Source organism: Pseudomonas sp. URIL14HWK12:I6, from assembly GCF_000514195.1.
Classification (GTDB): domain Bacteria; phylum Pseudomonadota; class Gammaproteobacteria; order Pseudomonadales; family Pseudomonadaceae; genus Aquipseudomonas; species Aquipseudomonas putida_A.
The window spans coordinates 196,797-214,268 of the sequence record NZ_AZVL01000002.1 but is presented as its reverse complement, the minus strand read 5'-3'; the positions used below and the strand labels follow the sequence as shown (position 1 = coordinate 214,268).

General features: G+C 60.6%; 16 protein-coding genes and 1 pseudogene. 10 read left to right on the top strand and 7 right to left on the bottom strand.

The features are described from left to right. The first annotated feature begins 38 nt into the window (after positions 1-38). From H043_RS0104640 to H043_RS0104630, 3 genes are all read left to right on the top strand, one after another. Entirely contained in the window at positions 39-1,415 is a 1,377-nt protein-coding gene (locus H043_RS0104640; protein ID WP_027610894.1) for an L-serine ammonia-lyase, read from the top strand. A gap of 86 nt (positions 1,416-1,501) precedes the next feature. Further along, positions 1,502-2,803: an HAAAP family serine/threonine permease gene (locus tag H043_RS0104635; RefSeq protein ID WP_027610893.1), complete on the top strand. Its 1,302-nt coding sequence runs from the start codon at positions 1,502-1,504 to the stop codon at positions 2,801-2,803. 315 nt (positions 2,804-3,118) lie between these two features. After that, positions 3,119-3,436: a DUF3509 domain-containing protein gene (locus H043_RS0104630; RefSeq protein ID WP_007968083.1), complete on the top strand. Its 318-nt coding sequence runs from the start codon at positions 3,119-3,121 to the stop codon at positions 3,434-3,436. Here H043_RS0104630 and H043_RS0104625 read toward each other — a convergent pair. Both H043_RS0104625 and H043_RS0104620 read right to left on the bottom strand, forming a co-directional pair. Continuing rightward, positions 3,433-3,933 carry a phosphate-starvation-inducible protein PsiE gene (locus tag H043_RS0104625; RefSeq protein WP_003221775.1) on the bottom strand — a complete coding sequence of 167 codons (501 nt, stop codon included), beginning with the start codon at positions 3,931-3,933 and terminating at the stop codon, positions 3,433-3,435. The genes H043_RS0104630 and H043_RS0104625 overlap by 4 nt on opposite strands. A gap of 325 nt (positions 3,934-4,258) precedes the next feature. Next, positions 4,259-4,978 carry an autoinducer binding domain-containing protein gene (locus H043_RS0104620; protein WP_027610892.1) on the bottom strand — a complete coding sequence of 240 codons (720 nt, stop codon included), beginning with the start codon at positions 4,976-4,978 and terminating at the stop codon, positions 4,259-4,261. A 155-nt stretch (positions 4,979-5,133) separates the two neighbouring features. Between H043_RS0104620 and H043_RS0104615 the strand changes: the two genes are divergently transcribed. The 5 genes and pseudogenes from H043_RS0104615 to H043_RS0104595 form a co-directional block, all read left to right on the top strand. Beyond that, positions 5,134-5,688 (top strand): acyl-homoserine-lactone synthase, encoded by a 555-nt coding sequence (locus H043_RS0104615; protein ID WP_027610891.1) that lies wholly within the window; start codon positions 5,134-5,136, stop codon positions 5,686-5,688. A 148-nt stretch (positions 5,689-5,836) separates the two neighbouring features. Further along, positions 5,837-7,081, top strand: a complete 1,245-nt coding sequence (locus tag H043_RS0104610) for an AfsA-related hotdog domain-containing protein (protein ID WP_027610890.1) — start codon at positions 5,837-5,839, stop codon at positions 7,079-7,081. Then, complete coding sequence (locus tag H043_RS0104605; protein WP_027610889.1) at positions 7,078-8,226, top strand: NADH:flavin oxidoreductase; 1,149 nt, start codon at positions 7,078-7,080, stop codon at positions 8,224-8,226. Before H043_RS0104610 ends, H043_RS0104605 begins: the two co-directional genes overlap by 4 nt. Positions 8,227-8,239: 13 nt before the next feature. Beyond that, positions 8,240-9,010: an SDR family NAD(P)-dependent oxidoreductase gene (locus H043_RS0104600; protein ID WP_027610888.1), complete on the top strand. Its 771-nt coding sequence runs from the start codon at positions 8,240-8,242 to the stop codon at positions 9,008-9,010. A 188-nt stretch (positions 9,011-9,198) separates the two neighbouring features. Continuing rightward, positions 9,199-9,438, top strand: a pseudogene (locus tag H043_RS0104595) (YebG family protein); the annotation flags it as partial. Positions 9,439-9,631: 193 nt separating this feature from the next. Here the strand turns inward: H043_RS0104595 and H043_RS0104590 are convergent. Continuing rightward, positions 9,632-10,651 (bottom strand): Glu/Leu/Phe/Val dehydrogenase dimerization domain-containing protein, encoded by a 1,020-nt coding sequence (locus tag H043_RS0104590; protein ID WP_027610886.1) that lies wholly within the window; start codon positions 10,649-10,651, stop codon positions 9,632-9,634. A gap of 172 nt (positions 10,652-10,823) precedes the next feature. Here H043_RS0104590 and H043_RS0104585 point away from each other — a divergent pair, with 172 nt between their 5' ends. Next, positions 10,824-11,627 (top strand): SirB1 family protein, encoded by an 804-nt coding sequence (locus H043_RS0104585; RefSeq protein WP_027610885.1) that lies wholly within the window; start codon positions 10,824-10,826, stop codon positions 11,625-11,627. A 185-nt stretch (positions 11,628-11,812) separates the two neighbouring features. On the opposite strand, the gene H043_RS0104580 is transcribed toward H043_RS0104585, so the two are convergent. The 4 genes from H043_RS0104580 to hmgA all read right to left on the bottom strand — a co-directional run bounded on the left by H043_RS0104580 (position 11,813) and on the right by hmgA (position 16,518). Continuing rightward, complete coding sequence (locus H043_RS0104580) at positions 11,813-13,183, bottom strand: aromatic acid/H+ symport family MFS transporter (protein ID WP_027610884.1); 1,371 nt, start codon at positions 13,181-13,183, stop codon at positions 11,813-11,815. A gap of 74 nt (positions 13,184-13,257) precedes the next feature. Next, positions 13,258-13,893, bottom strand: coding sequence for a maleylacetoacetate isomerase (maiA, locus tag H043_RS0104575; protein ID WP_027610883.1), 636 nt, complete (start codon positions 13,891-13,893; stop codon positions 13,258-13,260). A gap of 12 nt (positions 13,894-13,905) precedes the next feature. Then, positions 13,906-15,210, bottom strand: a complete 1,305-nt coding sequence (fahA, locus tag H043_RS0104570) for a fumarylacetoacetase (RefSeq protein ID WP_027610882.1) — start codon at positions 15,208-15,210, stop codon at positions 13,906-13,908. A 3-nt stretch (positions 15,211-15,213) separates the two neighbouring features. After that, positions 15,214-16,518 (bottom strand): homogentisate 1,2-dioxygenase, encoded by a 1,305-nt coding sequence (gene hmgA / locus H043_RS0104565; RefSeq protein WP_027610881.1) that lies wholly within the window; start codon positions 16,516-16,518, stop codon positions 15,214-15,216. Positions 16,519-16,683: 165 nt separating this feature from the next. Here hmgA and H043_RS0104560 point away from each other — a divergent pair, with 165 nt between their 5' ends. Further along, entirely contained in the window at positions 16,684-17,469 is a 786-nt protein-coding gene (locus H043_RS0104560) for an IclR family transcriptional regulator (protein WP_027610880.1), read from the top strand. The last annotated feature ends 3 nt before the right edge of the window (positions 17,470-17,472 follow it).

Genomic DNA, 17,472 nt, shown 5'->3' with positions numbered 1-17,472 from the left:
GGCAGCGATTCCTACTCCATTGCTTGTAAGGGTTTAGCATGGCTATCAGTGTTTTCGATCTATTCAAAGTCGGCATCGGCCCGTCCAGCTCCCACACCGTTGGCCCGATGCGAGCCGCCGCGACCTTCGCCCAGGCGCTGATCGATCAACGGTTGCTCAACGATGTGCGCCGCGTGGAAATCCGTTTGTACGGTTCGCTGTCGGCCACCGGTGTCGGCCACGCCACCGACCGCGCGACGGTCATGGGCCTGATGGGCGAATGGCCGGACAGCATTGATCCGGCGACCATCGATCCACGCATCCGGCAAATGCGCGAAAGCGGCCTGTTGCTGCTGGCCGGCCAGAGAGAAATTTCCTTCAACTGGCAGCACGATCTCCTGCTGCTCGACGAAAGCCTGCCCTACCACCCCAACGCCATGTCGCTGACAGCCTTTGGCGAAAGCGCCGAGCTGTTCACGCAAACGTACTACTCGATTGGCGGCGGTTTCATCATCGAAGCGGCGGAAGCCGAGTCCGGTGTGGCGCCGGCCGGCGACGTGGTGTTGCCGTACGATTTTTCCAGCGCCGCCGAACTGCTGAGCCTGTGTAAAACCCACAACCTGCGAGTCTCAGAGCTGATGATGGCCAACGAACGGGCCTGGCGCAGCGACGCTGAAATCCGTAACGGCTTGCTGCACATCTGGTCGGTGATGCGCGAGTGCGTTGAGCAGGGCCTGCGCCACGAAGGCATCCTGCCCGGTGGTCTGAACGTACCGCGCCGCGCGGCGAAACTGCACCGCAGCCTGCTGGAAATCGGCAAGCCGAACGTGATCAGTTCGACGCTGTCGGCGATGGAGTGGGTCAATCTGTTCGCCCTCGCGGTCAACGAGGAGAACGCTGCCGGCGGGCGCATGGTCACCGCGCCGACCAATGGCGCGGCCGGGATCATCCCGGCGGTGCTGCACTACTACATGAAATTCAATCCGGACGCGTCTGACGATGACGTGGTCGCTTTCTTCATGGGCGCCGCCGCCGTCGGCATTCTGTGTAAGAAAAATGCCTCGATCTCCGGCGCCGAAGTCGGCTGCCAGGGCGAAGTCGGTTCGGCCTGCGCCATGGCCGCGGCGGGCCTCGCTGAAGTGCTCGGCGCAACCCCGGAGCAACTGGAAAACGCCGCTGAAATCGGCCTGGAACACAACCTCGGCCTGACCTGCGACCCGGTCGGCGGCCTGGTGCAGGTGCCGTGTATCGAACGCAATGCCATCGCCGCCGTGAAGGCGATCAACGCCACGCAAATGGCCCTGCGCGGCGACGGCAAACACTTCATTTCCCTCGACCGGGTAATCCGCACCATGCGCGATACCGGCGCCGACATGCACGACAAATACAAAGAGACTTCACGGGGCGGCCTGGCTGTGAACTGGGTGGAATGCTGACGCGCGTTCCCTGACCGTCCCGGCGGGCCGCAACTTGCGGCCCGCCAACCGTGAGCCCGAGCAAAAATAATAACGAGGCAAAAACGATGACCGATGTACGTACACCTGCTGCCGAAAATCCCGCTGTAGATCGCACACGCAACACCGAAATAGCCCACAAGGGCTGGAGCAAATCCGACACCACCTGGATGCTCGGTCTGTATGGCACCGCCATCGGTGCCGGCACTTTGTTTCTGCCGATCAACGCCGGTGTCGGCGGCTTCTGGCCATTGTTGATTCTGGCGTTGCTGGCGTTCCCGATGACCTTCTTCGCCCACCGGGGCCTGACCCGCTTCGTCTTGTCCGGGCGTTCGGGCGACATCACCGAAGTCGTTGAAGAACACTTCGGCATCGGTGCCGGCAAGCTGATCACCCTGCTGTACTTCTTCGCGATCTTCCCGATCCTGCTGGTGTACAGCGTTGCACTGACCAACACCCTGAGCAGTTTTCTCGAACATCAATTGCACATCGCGCCGCCACCTCGGGCAATCCTGTCGCTGGTGCTGATCCTCGGCCTGATGGCGATCGTGCGCTGCGGGCAGAACGTGATCGTCAAAGCCATGAGCGTGCTGGTCTATCCGTTCGTCGCCGCGCTGCTGTTGCTCGGCCTGAGCCTTATCCCCAACTGGAACGGCGCGTTCTTCGCCAGCGCCAGGGAAGCGATGCCGCTGTCGACGTTCCTCAAGACCCTGTGGCTGGCGATCCCGGTGATGGTGTTCTCGTTCAACCACTCGCCGATCATCTCCGCCTTCGCGGTTGACCAGAAGCAGCGCTACGGCGCCGAGGCCGAACGCAAGAGCAGCGGCATCCTCGCCATGGCCCACGGGATGATGGTGGTGACGGTGATGTTCTTCTGCTTCAGCTGTGTGCTGGCGCTGTCGCCGGCCGATCTGGCCGCGGCCAAGGCGCAGAACATTTCGATCCTGTCGTACCTGGCCAACCACTTCCAGACCCCGGTCATTGCTTACGCCGCGCCGCTGATCGCGCTGGTGGCGATCACCAAATCCTTCCTCGGCCACTACATCGGCGCCAGCGAAGGCTTTCAGGGCATGATCGTCAAGAGCCTGCGCGGCCGTGGCAAGGTGATGTCGGCGAGCTGGCTGAACCGTGCGACCGCGCTGTTCATGATCCTCAGCTGCTGGGCCGTGGCGACGTTCAACCCGAGCATCCTCGGCATGATCGAAACCCTCGGCGGGCCAGTGATTGCCTGCCTGCTGTTCCTGATGCCGATGTACGCCATCCGCCGTGTGCCAGCCTTGCGCCAGTATTCGGGACAGGCGTCCAACGTGTTCGTGGTGCTGATCGGCCTGATTGCACTGTCGGCGATCATCTACTCGGTTCTGCCCTGAAACGGGCCACAAATGACAAAGGCGAGCCATGGGCTCGCCTTTTTTATGCCGTATCCATTGTCCAACAATTTTCCCGGCACAGCCCTTGCTATGACCTGTGCAGGAGCTGTGTAGGAGCTGTCGAGTGCAACGAGGCTGCGATCTTTTGATCTTCATGACCGAAGTCAAAACAGCGCAGAGCAAAAGATCGCAGCCTTCGGCAGCTCCTACAAAACGCAACAACACAGGCCACGGAATCGCCGATGATCAGGTATTGCGAACCAACCCGATCACGGCCGGTCAACAACTGCACGTTCAATCAGGCGGTGACGCATCATGGACAACCCTTTTCAGATCATTACCGATGCCTTCGCGCCGGACTATCAGATCAACCTGAGCATTCAGGGGCTGGACGGCAGCATCATGCTGACCCTGTCGAACAGCGGCCGAATCGTCGCCAAACGGATGATCAGCGCCGAACAGCGCAACGATCCGGTACGGCTCAAGCGGCTGGTGCAAAGCATTCAGTTCGGCATCGCCATCGAACAGGGCCACAGCGCCATGGCGATCCTTGAAGCGATGACCAGCGGCGACGGGCTGCCTCCGCCACCGCAGCAGAGCAACGGCCAGCCTCGGCCGTCGATGGGGCTTTAAAGCTCGCCCTTCTCGATCTCGGGGTGTTCACCGGAGCCGGCGCCGAGCTTGCGTTGCGGCTTTTCGATCTTCACCGACGGAAATTGCGACGAGGCGTAACGCACCACCAGGATCGAGAACGCCAGCAGCAGAATGCCGCCGCACAGGTAGATGATGCCCATGTCCGGCGGGTTGTGGTGCGAGACGTTGGAGATCAGCAGGCGGGTCAGCGCAGTGATCGCCACGTAGATCAGGAAGCGCACCGGCATGTGGTTGGTCTTGAAGTAAATCCCGACCATCGCCCCCAGTTCCAGATAGATGAACAGCAACAGAATGTCATCGATCTTGATGTGGCCTTCTTCGAGCATGCCGAGAAATTCCATCACCGCCGCCCATGCGGTCACCGCACCAATGGCGAACAGCGCCAGGTAGTGGAAGGTCTCGACGAACAGGTTGCCCAGGGACTCGGCCAGTTGATGCACGTTTTGCCGCAGTTTCTCGGCCCAGTTGATTTTCACGATGATGTTCCTTAGCCCGATGCGAGCGGATGATGCCGGTTGGACGTGACGGTTTTCTGTATGCGCTATGCGCCATGCAGAAACGAGGCCACGCATCATGGCGAGCCGGCATGAAACCTGCGCCGTGGCGTTTGGTCGCACCGTTGAACAGGCACCGTCGCCAGGAATGTTTGTGACGCTATAACTGAAGTTTCTTGATGAATTCGTTACGCTTGAAAAGGCATTAGCTTATAAATGAAATATTATTAATCGGGAAAATCTGTGAACTCGCGCACAAACACTCCGGTTATTCACCAGTTAGTTATCCAATAAATTATCAGGGTAATTATTTCCACAGCAGGCCCATCAGCGAAGCTTTAACTGCAGCGGCGATCTTGTTTTGGCAACCGAGTTTTTTCAGGCAATGGTTAATATGGAAGTTTACTGTCCTTTTGCTGATACCGAGGATCACCGAAACATCGTCCGATGACTTTCCGTCAGCGGTCCATTGCAGGATTTCCTTTTCTCTCTGCGACAGTTCTATCGGCACCGGGAGCACCGAATCGGCGCCGCGCATCTGCAGGCGCGTCAGCCCCAGGTGAGTAATCTGGGCCAGCCAGGACAGCTGCGCCTGTTTGGTTTCGAGTTCCTGCGCGGTGATCGTCCCGCTGCCCCGGGCAAAGGTCACCAGCCCTTGAGTTTCGCTGTTGAGCAGCGTCTGCCCCCAGCCCTCCGAGAGCCCGTGAGCCTGCGCATCCTGCCAGAATTCGGGCATCTGAGCCTTGAGTTCAGCGTCCCACAGCACCGGTTTCACGCTGCGCATTGCGCGCTGGACGTAAGGATCGATGTCCAGGTAACGATTGGCGGAATAGGCAGCTTGCCAGGCGGGCGAATAATTATTGGCGAGAAAAAGACAAGGTTTGGTGATGGGGAAAAGTCGGCGTGACCCGTAAGCCACATAATCAAACTCCAACTGCCTGGCGACGGTCTTGATACTGTCGAACAACAACTCGACATCCGTTGCAGACATGGCGTTTTCCAACAGTTCAGCCTGCCAATATGACATAGAGATTCCTTTCCCACAGTTAATGCTGTCGGCCTCTTGCCAACATGCCTAGCATATTTCCAAATGTTTCCGCTAGCTGTCAAGGGTGACAGGTAGTATGCGAGCGCAGTGTGCACTTTAATCGCCACCCAACCAATCACTAAACGGAATCTGTGATGGATTACTTGTCAGGACGTTATGACGAGTTGACGACACTAAAGCGTCAACGCTTGGCTCAATATCGCTATCAGGTGTTCGTCGAACGCCTCGGCTGGCAATTATCCACGCCGGACGATTTCGAGTTCGACCAATTTGATCACAGCGGCACTCACTACATCGTCGCCGAAGAACACGACGGCAACATCAAGGGATGCGCCCGCCTGCTGCCCACCACCCAGCCGTATCTGCTGAGTGAAGTATTCACTTCGTTGCTCGGCGACAAGCCTGCCCCGTGCGGCGATGACATCTGGGAGCTGTCGCGCTTCACCTCACTGGACCTCGATGCCGAGGGCGGCAAAAACGAACAGATGATGTCCGACGAAAACACCGTTGGCCTGTTCATGGCCACGCTGGAGTACGCCCGAACCTGCGGCGTTTCACATCTGGTGTCAGTGTCCCCGGTTGCCATCGGACGCCTGCTCAGACGTGGTGGCATCGACTACAAATGGCTGGCGCCGCTGCAGGTTCTGGACAACCGAACCCTGGGCGCCTGCTACATCACGGTGCAGTAACCCTGCCCGACACTCGATAACAAGAAAACAAGAAAACACATCAACTGAAGCTGCTGACACGCGTCGAGCAGCACCTTTCGGTGTGGGTCGATTTCACGCCATGGATAGCAACTGCCTTACAACCAACGTTCAACACAGAGGGATGATCATGATCGACATGCACAGGAAAGTTGCCAAAGACATCGTCCACAAGGGCCACGATGACGACGTGCTGATTTACGACGCTCACCACTTGCTGCCGGCCTGGCTGCCGGCCGCCATCGTGCAACGGGCGAACCTTGATCCAATGGATCTGGAGATCGTCAATCAGGCCTATCGGCTCGACAGCGAACGTCTGGTGCTGCGCTCGCTGCCAACCATCATTGACCTGGAAGAGCTCGAACAGGCAGGCCTGTCGGACTGTCTGCCGGAACTGCTGACGAATTACGAAAAGGCCACCGACCACCTGATCCTCAGCGGCATCTGGGTGCTGGAAAGCACCGAAGCCAAACTGGCTCGACTGCCCGGTTGCGGCAACGGCCTGAGCCTCGATCAGCGCCGGCAGGTACATGATGTCCTGAAAAACCTGGACGGCTGCCCGCAGCAGGGTCTGCTCTATTTCACCCTGTTCAACGACACCGCCAATTACTTTTTCTACCGCAAGCACCACGAACACGTGCCCGGCCTGATGCTGATCGAAGCGGCACGCCAGGCGATGTACGCGCAGTTCTACGAGCACAGCGGTTATGCCCGCGGTGAGGTGTCGATTTCCATCGTTGATCTGCTGTCGAGTTTTCCCCGTTACACCGAGTCTTCGTTTCAGGTGGATGTGCTGGTTGGCGACTACGAAGGCATGGCCCAGCCGCGGGCGCGCAAGGTCGACAAGCGTGCGCGATTCTTCCAGCGTGGCGAGCTGGTGGCCGACATTCGCCTGCACGGTGAAGTGATCAAGATGCCGGTGTTCAAGCGCATGCGGAATATCAACATCGACCCCGCCTGCTGGTTCCGTCCGCTCAAGGGCATACGTCATGAAGTGCTGGTGCGCCTGGATTCAGGTCGTCACCTCTCCGCCCGCCTTGAGCTGCTGTCGATGGCCGGCCTGCAAGTGCAATGCGACAGCCCGCTCGAGGCTTCCGAGCGCGGACACGTCTACCTGTACCTGGAAAACGAAGGGATGATCAGCCTGCCGTTGCAATCGCTGCACGCCAGCGACGCGACAAAGGCCGGCACGCTCAAACTGCACCTGGCAGAGCTGGATTCGCCGTTGCGCTTCAAGTGGCGCGAAGTGCTCAAACAGTTCGCTTACTTCTCCCACGAAGAAACCGCCCCGGTTCCGGCGCCCGTCCTCGGCCAACCGTTGTGGATGACCTTCGATCAAGCTTCGGCGATGCCCGAACAAAGGAAGGAAGCATGATGCCGCGCTATCCCCACGTGCTGGAGCCACTGCGGCTGGCCGGCGGGCTGGAGTTGCGCAATCGGCTGTTCTTCGCGTCGATGGGCGTGGACCTGGCCGATCACAGCGGATGCGTGACGCCCGCCATGATCGAGTTCTATCAGGGCATCATGGAGGGCGGCTGCTCCATGGCGTTTCTGTGCAACGCCACGGTCTCGCCGCAGTCGCGCCTGCAGAGCACCGGGCTCGGCCTGTTCGAACAGCAGCAGGGCGAATCGCTCAAGGCGATGTTCGCCATGGCCGAGCAGGTCAACACGCCGGTGGGTGTGCAATTGCAGCATTACGGCGGTCAGGGCACCACCACCCACACCGGCGTTGCCGTGCTGACCCCGAGCGGCGTGCCCTGCCCGCGCGTGTCGAAACTTGATCCGGATTATCGCGTGCGGATCATGGACGAAAGCGACATCGCCCTGGTGATTGAGCAGTTCGCCCATTCCGCCTGGCTGGCCTGGACCAACGGCGCACGTCTGGTGCAATTGCAGGCGTCCAACGGCTACCTGCTGAGCAGTTTTCTTTCGCCGCACACCAACAAGCGCACTGACCGATATGGCGGCAGCGAAGAGAACCGTGCGCGACTGTTGCTCGACGTGGTCAAGGCCATCCGCGAGCGCACCCAGGGCCAACTGATCGTCACTATTCGTCTGGGCATCGACGACCGTCTGGGTGCTGAAGGGCTGCAATATCCGGACCTCAAGGAAACCGTGCAGGCGCTCTGTCAGGCCGGCGTTGCCGCGCTGGAATGTTCGATGTGCATGGGCGCGACCTTCGGCCAGTTGATCGTGCATTCCGAGACCATGGACCATTACCTGCAAGCCGGAGTACGGGCGATCAAGTCGGTGTCGACAGTACCGGTGGGTTACGCCGGTTTCATCGACGGTCTGGACAAGGCCGAGCAGTTGCTCGCCGACGGCGTATGCGATTGGGTGGGTATGTCGCGGGCGCTGTTTGCCGACAACGACCTGATCAATAAAACCCTGCAGGGCCGCTCCGCCGACATCCACAAATGCCGATGGGACAGCCAGTGCTTCAGTGACAAAAGCAATCCGCGACTGGATCGGGTGTATTGCTGCGTGAACCCGAAATATTTACGCCCCGCGTTGGCATAAGGAGATGCGACATATGTACGATTTTCTGGGAAAAGTCTGCCTGGTCACCGGCGGCACCAGCGGCATTGGCGAGACCGTCAGCGAACGCCTGATCAAGGCCGGCGCCGATGTGATCGTGTTCGGTCGGGACGAAGAAAAAGGCGCGGCGCTGGCCGATCGGCTGGGTGAACACTGCCGCTTTATCGCCTGCGATGTCGGTGATCCGGAGCAGGTCGAGCAGGCGTTCGCGACCATTCGTTCGGCCTATGGCCGCCTCGATTGCGCGTTCAACAATGCCGGCGTGACTGCCAAGTACGGAGCACTCGCGCAATCGTGCCCGGACGACTGGATGAAGGTGATGAACATCAACGTCAACGGCACCTACCACTGCATGCGCCATGAACTGCAACTGATGCTCACCCGCGGCACCGGGGCCATCGTCAATACCTCGTCCTGCGCCGGTGTGGTACCGATTGGCGGCCAGGTCGCCTATGTCGCCAGCAAGCAGGCGATCAACGGCATGACCCAGGTGGCGTCGATCGAGAATGCGCGGCTGGAAGACGGCGGCTGCATTCGCGTCAATGCGGTCGCCCCCGGGCCGATCCTCGGCGGCATGAATAGCGAGGCACGCCTGAAAGCCGCACCGGAAAACACCCAGCGTAAAATCAACGTGACGTCGATGAAGCGCTTCGGCACGGCGGACGAAGTGGCCAACGCGGTGCTCTGGCTGCTCAGCGATCAATCCGCATACGTCACGGGTGTGATCATGCCTATCGATGGTGGTTACGCCAGCGGCAAGTTCTGAAATCAAAAAAACCAACGACCCGCCGTGTGCGGGTCGTTTTATTTGAGGCGCGCGCATCAGGAAAAACCCCGAATCCGGTCTACATTGAAAAGCCACTACCCAAAGCGCAGGGATTCGCTTATCCTTTCGCTGTATATAAATACAGTAGTCGCTAAGACAACTAAATGTGAAGGCATGTGAGGTGGTGAATGGCCGTCGAAGTGGTATACCGCAGCAGCCGAGATCTGGAGCGCTTGTTCATGGATAAAGCCGAAGCTGACCGTCATGACAAAATGCTCGAACTGGCCGAGATGCTGTCCGAAGTGTTGCAAAAAGCCGTGCCGTCGCTGAACGAGCAACAGGTTGAAGAAGTCGGGATCTACATGGCGAAGAACCGCGATGTGTTCGCCAAGGCCTTCAAGAGCCAGCCTGATGCACTGTCGGAGCTGATCAATGCACCGGCAGAAGTAGTCGAAAAAGACGCAGCGGCTGAGCCGGAAGAAGCTCCAGTGAAGCCGGTTAAAGCGGCGAAAGCTGCCAAGTAACCACGTTTGAATCGAAAAGATCGCAGCCTGCGGCAGCTCCTACAGGGAATACGCATTCCATATGTAGGAGCTGCCGCAGGCTGCGATCTTTTGCTTTTCAGCGATACAAGACTTTCTCCGCCAACTCATCCGCCACCCGCGCCGGCGAGCGCTTCTCGGCCTGCGCATGGGCAAACACTTCGGTCAGCCGCGAACTGATCTTCGACAGGTGCGCAGTAATCGTCCCCAGCTCTTCGCCGCGATGCTTGAGCGAGACATAAATCAACCCGCCCGCGTTGATCACATAATCCGGCGCATACAGAATCCCGCGTCGCTCCAGTTGATCAGCCACATCCAGATGCGTCAGTTGATTGTTCGCCGAACCGGCCACCGCCGAGCAGCGCAGTTGCGTCACCGTGTGACTGTTGAGCACCCCACCGAGGCCGCACGGCGCAAGGATGTCGCAGGGTGTACTGAGCAAGGCGTCGTTGGCGATCGGATGCGCGTTGAGCTGTTCCATCGCCAGTTGCACCTTGCCGTGGTCGATGTCGCTGACCAGCAATTCGGCGCCTGCCGCGTGCAACTGCTCGGCCAGTGCATAACCAACGTTTCCCAAGCCCTGAATCGCCACGCGCAAGCCTTCAAGATTGTCGCTGCCCAGCCGCGCCATGGCGGTAGCGCGAATCCCGGTGAACACGCCCATCGCCGCATGCGGCGCCGGGTCGCCGGCCGAGGTGGTGCTGGTGACATGCTGGGTCTGCTGGGCAATGCAATCCATGTCCGCCACCGAAGTGCCGCTGTCGATGGCGGTGATGTAGCGACCGTCGAGCTGCTCGACGCAGCGGCCAAACGCTTCGAACAGCGCGGCGCGGTTTTCCACATGCGCCGGGCGCACGATCACCGCCACCCCGCCGCCCTGATCGAGCCCGGCCAGTGCCGCCTTGTAGCTCATGCCCTGCGCGAGGCGTATGGCATCCTCGACTGCGGATTCGTCGTTGGGATAGGCAAGATAACGGCAACCGCCCAGGGCAGGCCCGAGGCGACTGTTATGAATGGCAATGACCGCCTTCAACCCGGTGACCGGGTCAACGCTGAGGTGCAGCGATTCCAGGCGAGTGCTTTGCATGAGAGCGAACATCGGCAGGCTCCCGAATCACTTCTGGTAGACGCCAGTATAGGCTTGCGCCCAAAAATTGCTGAAGCGCACCGGAATAAGCGCCCGCTTCGACGGCGACTTTGCGGCATAACCTGGCCGGTACTGGACGAATGGCGCGGACGGGGCTAAAACGAGGCATTCCCCGGAGATTTCGATGAGTCCGCGCCAACGTTTTTTCGAGTGTCTGCACCGTTCACCGCCCGCGCTGTTCGAAGCGGCGCTGTGGATGGCTGCCGAGCACGAAAAAGGCCTCGATGTAGAAGCGCTGCAGCAGGACTTCAAGGAGCTGCAACAGCGCGTCAGCTACGGCTTGCCGATGCTGCCAGTCAGCGAACTGGCGCAACCGTTGCTGCGGCGGTTGAATGATCTGGGCTTCTCTCAGGACGATTTTCTGCCGCTACGCCCACAGGTCGCGTTGTTGCACAAAGTGTTGCAGACCCGTCGCGGCCAGCCGCTGACCCTGTCCCTGATTGCTCTGGAACTGGCCCGTGGTCTGGAGATTCCGCTGGTCGGGGTGAACTTCCCCGGGCATTTCCTGCTGCGGGTACCCGGTGCTGATCACCTGCTGGATCCCTGCGGCGGTCGGCGGCTGTACCCCAATGACTGTCGCGAGTTGTTGCAACGTCAGTACGGCGCGCACCTCAAACTCAACGCCGACCATCTGGCCACCGCCAGCCCAGAGCAGATGCTCCAGCGCCTGTCACGCAACCTGCGGCAGTTGCATCTGGCGCATGAGGATTACATCGCCGCGCTGATCGATGCCGAGCGCGTGCTGGAACTGGGCGGTGCCAGCGCCGCCGATTATCTGGCCCGCGCCAGCCTGTATCAACGGCTCGACTGTCCGAACGCCGAGCGCTTCGATCTGGAACATGCGTTGCTGCTTAGTGACGACCCGATCCAGCGCCTGCGTCTGACTGAACGCCTCGGCCACCTGCCACCCAATTCCGTTGTGCACTAAACGCTTTTTGTAGGAGTGAGCCTGCTCGCGAAGCGTCGTGTCAGCGATGAATGCATCGAAACCTGGATCGCCTTCGCGAGCAAGCCCGCTCCCACAGGGTTCAGCGTGGCCCCATTCTTCTGCATCACAACGATCCCTTGTTGGAGCGTGGCTTGCCCGCGAAGCAGGCGCCACCGTTGTTCCTGTCAGACTGCGTTATCGTTCTTCGCGAGCAAGCTCGCTCCCACATTGGATTGCGGGATATCTGAAGGCGAGCGCACCTGGATGATTAGCAGCGCCGCAATGACCGCCGGTATCGCGCAGAAGAAGAAAATCTGCGTCACCGGAATGTGCATCGCCAGCAGCATACTGCCGAACAGCGGCCCGAGGATCGAACCGAAGCGCCCGACTCCCAACGCCCAGCCAGTGCCCGTGGCGCGTACATGCGCCGGGTAGAAGTTGCTGGCGAAGGCGTTCAACGTCAGTTGCCCACCGATGATGCAGAATCCCGCGGCAAACACGCAGGCCACCAGATAGCGTGGATTGTCGTGGTTCAAGCCCAGCAGAATCGTGCACAGCGCCGCCCCGGCCAACACCGCGCAGAGCAGCCGCACCTTGCGTTTCAAACGGTCGGCGAACCAGGCCATGCACACCGCGCCCAAGGTACCGGCGAACAGGAACATCGAGGTCACCAGGTTGGCTTCATTGAGTTTCAGACCGCTTTCCAGCAACAGCGTCGGCAGCCAGCTGATCATGAAATACAGCAGAATCAGGCTGACAAAAAACGTTGCCCAGATCAGCAGGGTCGGTCGCGCATAACCGTTGCGGAACAGCTCGACCACGGTCAATTTGCTGCCCTGCTCGCGCTCGTTCTGTTCGACGGACGCGGCCGGCGGTTGCCAGTCGGGCAGCATTCGCGCGGTGACTTTGCGCAGGCGCACATAGGGTGGTGCATCGCGCAGCAGACGCGGCAACGATTCCGGCAGCATCCACCACAGGAACGGGAACAGCAGCAATGGCGTGACACCACCGGCGAGGAACACCGCTTGCCAGCCAAAGCGATCGATGAAGCCCGCAGCAACAAAACCACCCGCTGCACCACCAAATGAAAACCCACAAGCGGCCAGCGTGACCATCAAGGTGCGCAGACGCGGCGGTGAATATTCCGACATCAAGGCCATGGCACTGGGCATCGCCCCGCCCATGCCGATACCGCAGATGAAGCGCGCGATCATCAGAGTATTCAGCGAGTCGGCGAACACCATCAACACCGTCAGGCTGGCGTAGATCAACACGCAGGCGAGCAGGATCCGCCGTACGCCGAAGCGATCGGCCAGCGGCGTCACCGCGAGCGAACCAAGGGTCAGGCCCAACAGGTTGGCACTGAAAACCGGCCCGAATGCGGCTTTCTCCAGCCCCCAGTCCTGAGCCAGAGCCGGCACCACGTAACCGAGCACCTGGGCGTCATAGCCGTCGGTGACCAGCAGCAAGGCGAGCAGGATCAGCAATAACCACTGATAGCGGGACACAGGACGGGCGTCGAGTGCCGCGCGAAAGCTGGCAATCTGGTTATGCATCGCAAGGTACCTGTTTTGTTTTTATGATTTTTTTGACGGGCGCCGAATCTCCCACATTGGGGCAAGGTGAAGCTTTAAGGGGTATCCGGCTGGTTAGCCGGATGCGCCTTGATGAACGCCGGATGCTCAGCCGCCAACACCGCCACCCGACAAATCCGCGGATAAGCCTCCAGCGAAACACCGAAGCGCTCCGCCGCATACAACTGCGGAATCAGATAAACATCCGCCACACACGGCCACTCGCCGAAACAGAAACCGCTGTCACCGATCAATTGCTCGACGGTCGCCAGCCCCTGACTGATCCAGTGCGCGATCCACTCCACCACCTGCGGCTCTTCGTGGCCCAACTGACGCAGGCGATTGAGCACGCTGACGTTGTGCAACGGATGCACGTCGCAGCCGATCACCGCCGCCACACCGCGCACATGGGCACGCGCGGCAAGGTCTTCAGGCAGCAGTGGCAGCTGTGGATAACGCTCTTCCAGGTACTCGATGATCGCCGGCGACTGAATCAGCAGCTCGCCGTCATCGGTGCGCAGGGCCGGCACCCGGCCCTGCGGATTGATCGCCAGATACGCCGCCTGGCGGTGCTCGCCCCCCGGCGGCGCGATCAGGTTGACCGGCAGCGCGGTGTAGTCGAGCCCTTTCAGCGCCAACGCGATACGCACCCGATAAGACGAGGTCGAGCGGTAATAGGTGTAGAGATCCATGATCCGCTCCTGTCAGCGCGCCGCCAGCACTTTGCCGCGGCATTCGCCGAAGCCGATCGAGGCAAAACCGTCACGGGCGCAGCGCGCACGCAGAATGATTTCGTCGCCGTCTTCGAGGAATTTGCGCACTTCGCCGGAGGCCAGTTCGATCGGCTTTTTACCGCCCTCGGTGATTTCCAGCAGGCTGCCGAACTGACCGTTTTGCGGGCCGGACAAAGTCCCCGAACCGAACAGGTCACCCGCCTGCAACTGGCAGCCGTTGACGCTGTGGTGCGCGACCATTTGTGCGACGGTCCAGTACATGTAGCGAGTGTTACTCAGGGTCAGCCGATGGGCTGGCAGATTCTGTTCGCGCATGGCTTCGGTGAGCAGCAGCACTTCCAGTTCGATGTCGAAGGCGCCGCCATCTTGATCACGTTTGTCGAACAGGTATGGCAGCGGCTGCGGATCACCTTCCGGGCGCGCAGGTTGCGCCATGCGGAATGGCTCCAGCGCTTCGGCGGTCACCACCCATGGCGAAACACTGGTGATAAAACTCTTGGAGAGGAACGGGCCCAGCGGCTGGTATTCCCAGGCCTGGATATCGCGGGCCGACCAGTCGTTGAGCAGGCAGAAACCGGCGATGTGTTCGGCGGCGTCACCAATGGCAATCGGCTCGCCCATGTCGTTGCCCTGACCGATCCAGATGCCCAGTTCCAGCTCGTAGTCCAGTCGTGCGCACGGGCCGAAGGTCGGCTCGCTCGCACCGGCCGGCAGGGTCTGGCCTTTCGGGCGGCGCACGTCGGTACCAGAAGCGCGCACGGTGGAGGCGCGACCGTGATAGCCGATCGGCACGTGCTTGTAGTTGGGCAGCAGCGGGTTGTCCGGGCGGAACAGTTTGCCGACGTTCTGCGCGTGCTCGATGCCGACGTAGAAGTCGGTGTAATCGCTGATGCGCGCCGGCAAATGCATCTGGCAATCGGCAGCCAGTGGCAACAGTTTTGCGCCTTGGGCTTCGATGGCGCCGCGATGGCTGCTGCCCTCGCTGAACAATTCCAGCAAGCGGCTGCGCAAGGCTACGCGGGCTTCGCGACCGAGGTCGAAGAAGGCGTTCAGCAGACCGCCGTGCATGGCTTCGACCGCGCTGCGTGCCGGGCCGTCGAACAGGCCGGCTTCAAGCGCCACCTGCAGATCGAAAATATGTTCACCGATCGCCACGCCCGCGCGCGGCGCCGAGCCGCCAGTGCTGAACACGCCCAGCGGCAGGTTCTGCAGCGGGAAATCCGCGTGGCCATTGGCCGAAGCAACCCAGCTGCGGGTGATGGAAGTCTGAGTCATGGGTTATCTCCGGGTCGGGTCGAACGTGGCGGGCAGCGTGGCCCAGCAGGCGTCGTAAGTGGATTGCAGTTGCGGGCAGTCGAGGGCGAAGCGGCTTGGGCGCAGCACCTGACTGGTCTCGAACATGAAGGCCATGGTGTTATCGATCTTCGCCGGTTTGAGTTCCGCGTTGATCGCTTTGGTGCAGGTTTCGCCATCCGGGCCGTGGGCGCTCATGCAGCTGTGCAGCGAGGCACCGCCGGGCACGAAGCCTTCAGCCTTGGCGTCGTATTCGCCGTGGATCAGGCCCATGAATTCGTTCATCAGGTTGCGATGGAACCACGGCGGACGGAAGGTGTTCTCGGCGACCATCCAGCGTGGCGGGAAGATCACGAAGTCGAGGTTGGCCAGACCGTGCACGCTGGTCGGCGAGGTCAGCACGGTGAAGATCGACGGATCCGGGTGATCGAAGCTCACGGTGCCGATGGTGTTGAAACGGCGCAGATCATATTTGTACGGCACGTTGTTGCCGTGCCAGGCGACCACGTTCAGCGGCGAATGATCGAGCTCGGTGCCCCACAACTGGCCGAGGAATTTCTGCACCAGCGTCGTCGGCTGCTGCAGGTTTTCATAAGACGCGACCGGCGCGAGGAAATCCCGTGGATTGGCCAGGCCGTTGCTGCCGATTGGCCCCAGGTCCGGCAGGCGCAGCGGCGCGCCGTGGTTCTCGGCAACGTAACCGCGCGCCTGCGGATCAAGCAGCTCGACGCGGAATTTCAGGCCACGCGGCAGCACAGCAATTTCCAGCGGCGCGACTTCGAGCACGCCGAGTTCAGTGGCAATTCGCAGCCGCCCCAGTTGCGGCACCAGCAGCAGTTCGCCGTCGGCGTTGTAAAACACCCGCTCCATCGAACGGTTGGCGGTGTAGTTATAGATGCTGATGCCGGCTGGTTTTTCCGCCGCCGAATTGGCCACCATGCCGACCAGACCGTCGATGAAATCAGTCGGCTCGCCCGGGATATCCAGAGGATTCCAGCGCAGGCGATTGGGCGTCACTTCACCCAACGGGCCGCCGGCCAGTTGCCGCTCCAGTTTGACGAACGCCGGGTGATTGGCCGACGGCTGGATCCGGTACATCCAGGTACGCCGGGCTTCACTGCGGGTCATGGTAAACGCAGTGCCGGAGAGCAATTCGGTATAGAGGCCGTACGGGGCTTTTTGCGGGGAGTTCTGGCCGATGGGCAAGGCGCCGGGCAACGCTTCACTGCTGAATTCGTTGCCGAAACCGGACTGGTACGCCAGCTCCGACGCGTTTGAATCGAGGTTCATGGAGCCTCCTGAACAGGGAGTCGGCAGTGGCCCATCGCTCTGGCTCAGAGCTTTGCGCACGCCGGGGTTGTTATTATCGTAATTCGATTACGCATAACGTAATTTGCTCGCTATCCAGCGTCAAGCTATAAAGACGCCCATTCGTTTTCGGATCCCGGCCGCACCATGGAAAAAACCAGCGACAGCAACGGCAAACAGAAAGTCCGCTCCGCCGAGGTCGGCACCGACATCCTCAAGGCGTTGGCCGAGTTGTCGCCCTCTACCTCACTATCGCGTCTGGCCGAACATGTGCAGATGCCCGCGAGCAAGGTGCACCGTTATCTTCAGGCACTGATCGCCAGCGGTTTTGCCGAGCAGAATGCCGCCACCAACCACTACGGCCTCGGCCGTGAAGCGTTGCGTGTAGGCTTGGCAGCCCTGAACAGTATGGACGTGTTGAAAGTCGCCGCCCTGCCCCTGTCCGAGTTGCGCGATGAACTGAACGAAACCTGTTTTCTGGCGGTGTGGGGCAATCAGGGCGCGACCGTGGTGCACATCGAACCGGCGGTGCGCGCGGTGACGGTGGTGACGCAACTGGGTTCGGTGTTGCCGTTACTCAGCTCGTCCACCGGGCTGGTGTTCAGTGCCTTTCTGCCGCATCGGGAAACCGATGAGTTGCGCGAGCAGGAAATCGCCGTCGCCGGCCATCCACTGGCCGATCAAAATGCCTACAGCGGTTTGTGCGAGCAGATCCGCGAACGCGGTCTGCATCATGTGCACGGCTTGTTGATGCCAGGTGTGGACGCGTTGTCAGCCCCGGTGTTCAACGCAGTCGGGCAGATCGCCGCGGTGCTGACCATCGTCGGCCCGACTTCACTGTTCCACGCTGATGAAGACGGCCCGGCGGCGCAGCGGTTACTGGCGGCGTCGCGGGCCGTGAGCTGGCGAATGGGGTATGAGCAAGCCGGTTGAGTC

What these genes read in the sequence shown, in the direction of transcription:
- H043_RS0104640 (WP_027610894.1), top strand. Translation starts at nt 39, where the DNA reads ATGGCTATCAGTGTTTTCGATCTATTCAAAGTCGGCATCGGCCCGTCC.
- H043_RS0104630 (WP_007968083.1), top strand. Translation starts at nt 3,119, where the DNA reads ATGGACAACCCTTTTCAGATCATTACCGATGCCTTCGCGCCGGACTAT.
- H043_RS0104600 (WP_027610888.1), top strand. Translation starts at nt 8,240, where the DNA reads ATGTACGATTTTCTGGGAAAAGTCTGCCTGGTCACCGGCGGCACCAGC.
- H043_RS0104610 (WP_027610890.1), top strand. Translation starts at nt 5,837, where the DNA reads ATGATCGACATGCACAGGAAAGTTGCCAAAGACATCGTCCACAAGGGC.
- H043_RS0104615 (WP_027610891.1), top strand. Translation starts at nt 5,134, where the DNA reads ATGGATTACTTGTCAGGACGTTATGACGAGTTGACGACACTAAAGCGT.
- H043_RS0104635 (WP_027610893.1), top strand. Translation starts at nt 1,502, where the DNA reads ATGACCGATGTACGTACACCTGCTGCCGAAAATCCCGCTGTAGATCGC.
- fahA (WP_027610882.1), bottom strand. Translation starts at nt 15,210, where the DNA reads ATGACTCAGACTTCCATCACCCGCAGCTGGGTTGCTTCGGCCAATGGC.
- H043_RS0104580 (WP_027610884.1), bottom strand. Translation starts at nt 13,183, where the DNA reads ATGCATAACCAGATTGCCAGCTTTCGCGCGGCACTCGACGCCCGTCCT.
- hmgA (WP_027610881.1), bottom strand. Translation starts at nt 16,518, where the DNA reads ATGAACCTCGATTCAAACGCGTCGGAGCTGGCGTACCAGTCCGGTTTC.
- H043_RS0104585 (WP_027610885.1), top strand. Translation starts at nt 10,824, where the DNA reads ATGAGTCCGCGCCAACGTTTTTTCGAGTGTCTGCACCGTTCACCGCCC.
- H043_RS0104605 (WP_027610889.1), top strand. Translation starts at nt 7,078, where the DNA reads ATGATGCCGCGCTATCCCCACGTGCTGGAGCCACTGCGGCTGGCCGGC.
- H043_RS0104560 (WP_027610880.1), top strand. Translation starts at nt 16,684, where the DNA reads ATGGAAAAAACCAGCGACAGCAACGGCAAACAGAAAGTCCGCTCCGCC.
- maiA (WP_027610883.1), bottom strand. Translation starts at nt 13,893, where the DNA reads ATGGATCTCTACACCTATTACCGCTCGACCTCGTCTTATCGGGTGCGT.
- H043_RS0104590 (WP_027610886.1), bottom strand. Translation starts at nt 10,651, where the DNA reads ATGTTCGCTCTCATGCAAAGCACTCGCCTGGAATCGCTGCACCTCAGC.
- H043_RS0104620 (WP_027610892.1), bottom strand. Translation starts at nt 4,978, where the DNA reads ATGTCATATTGGCAGGCTGAACTGTTGGAAAACGCCATGTCTGCAACG.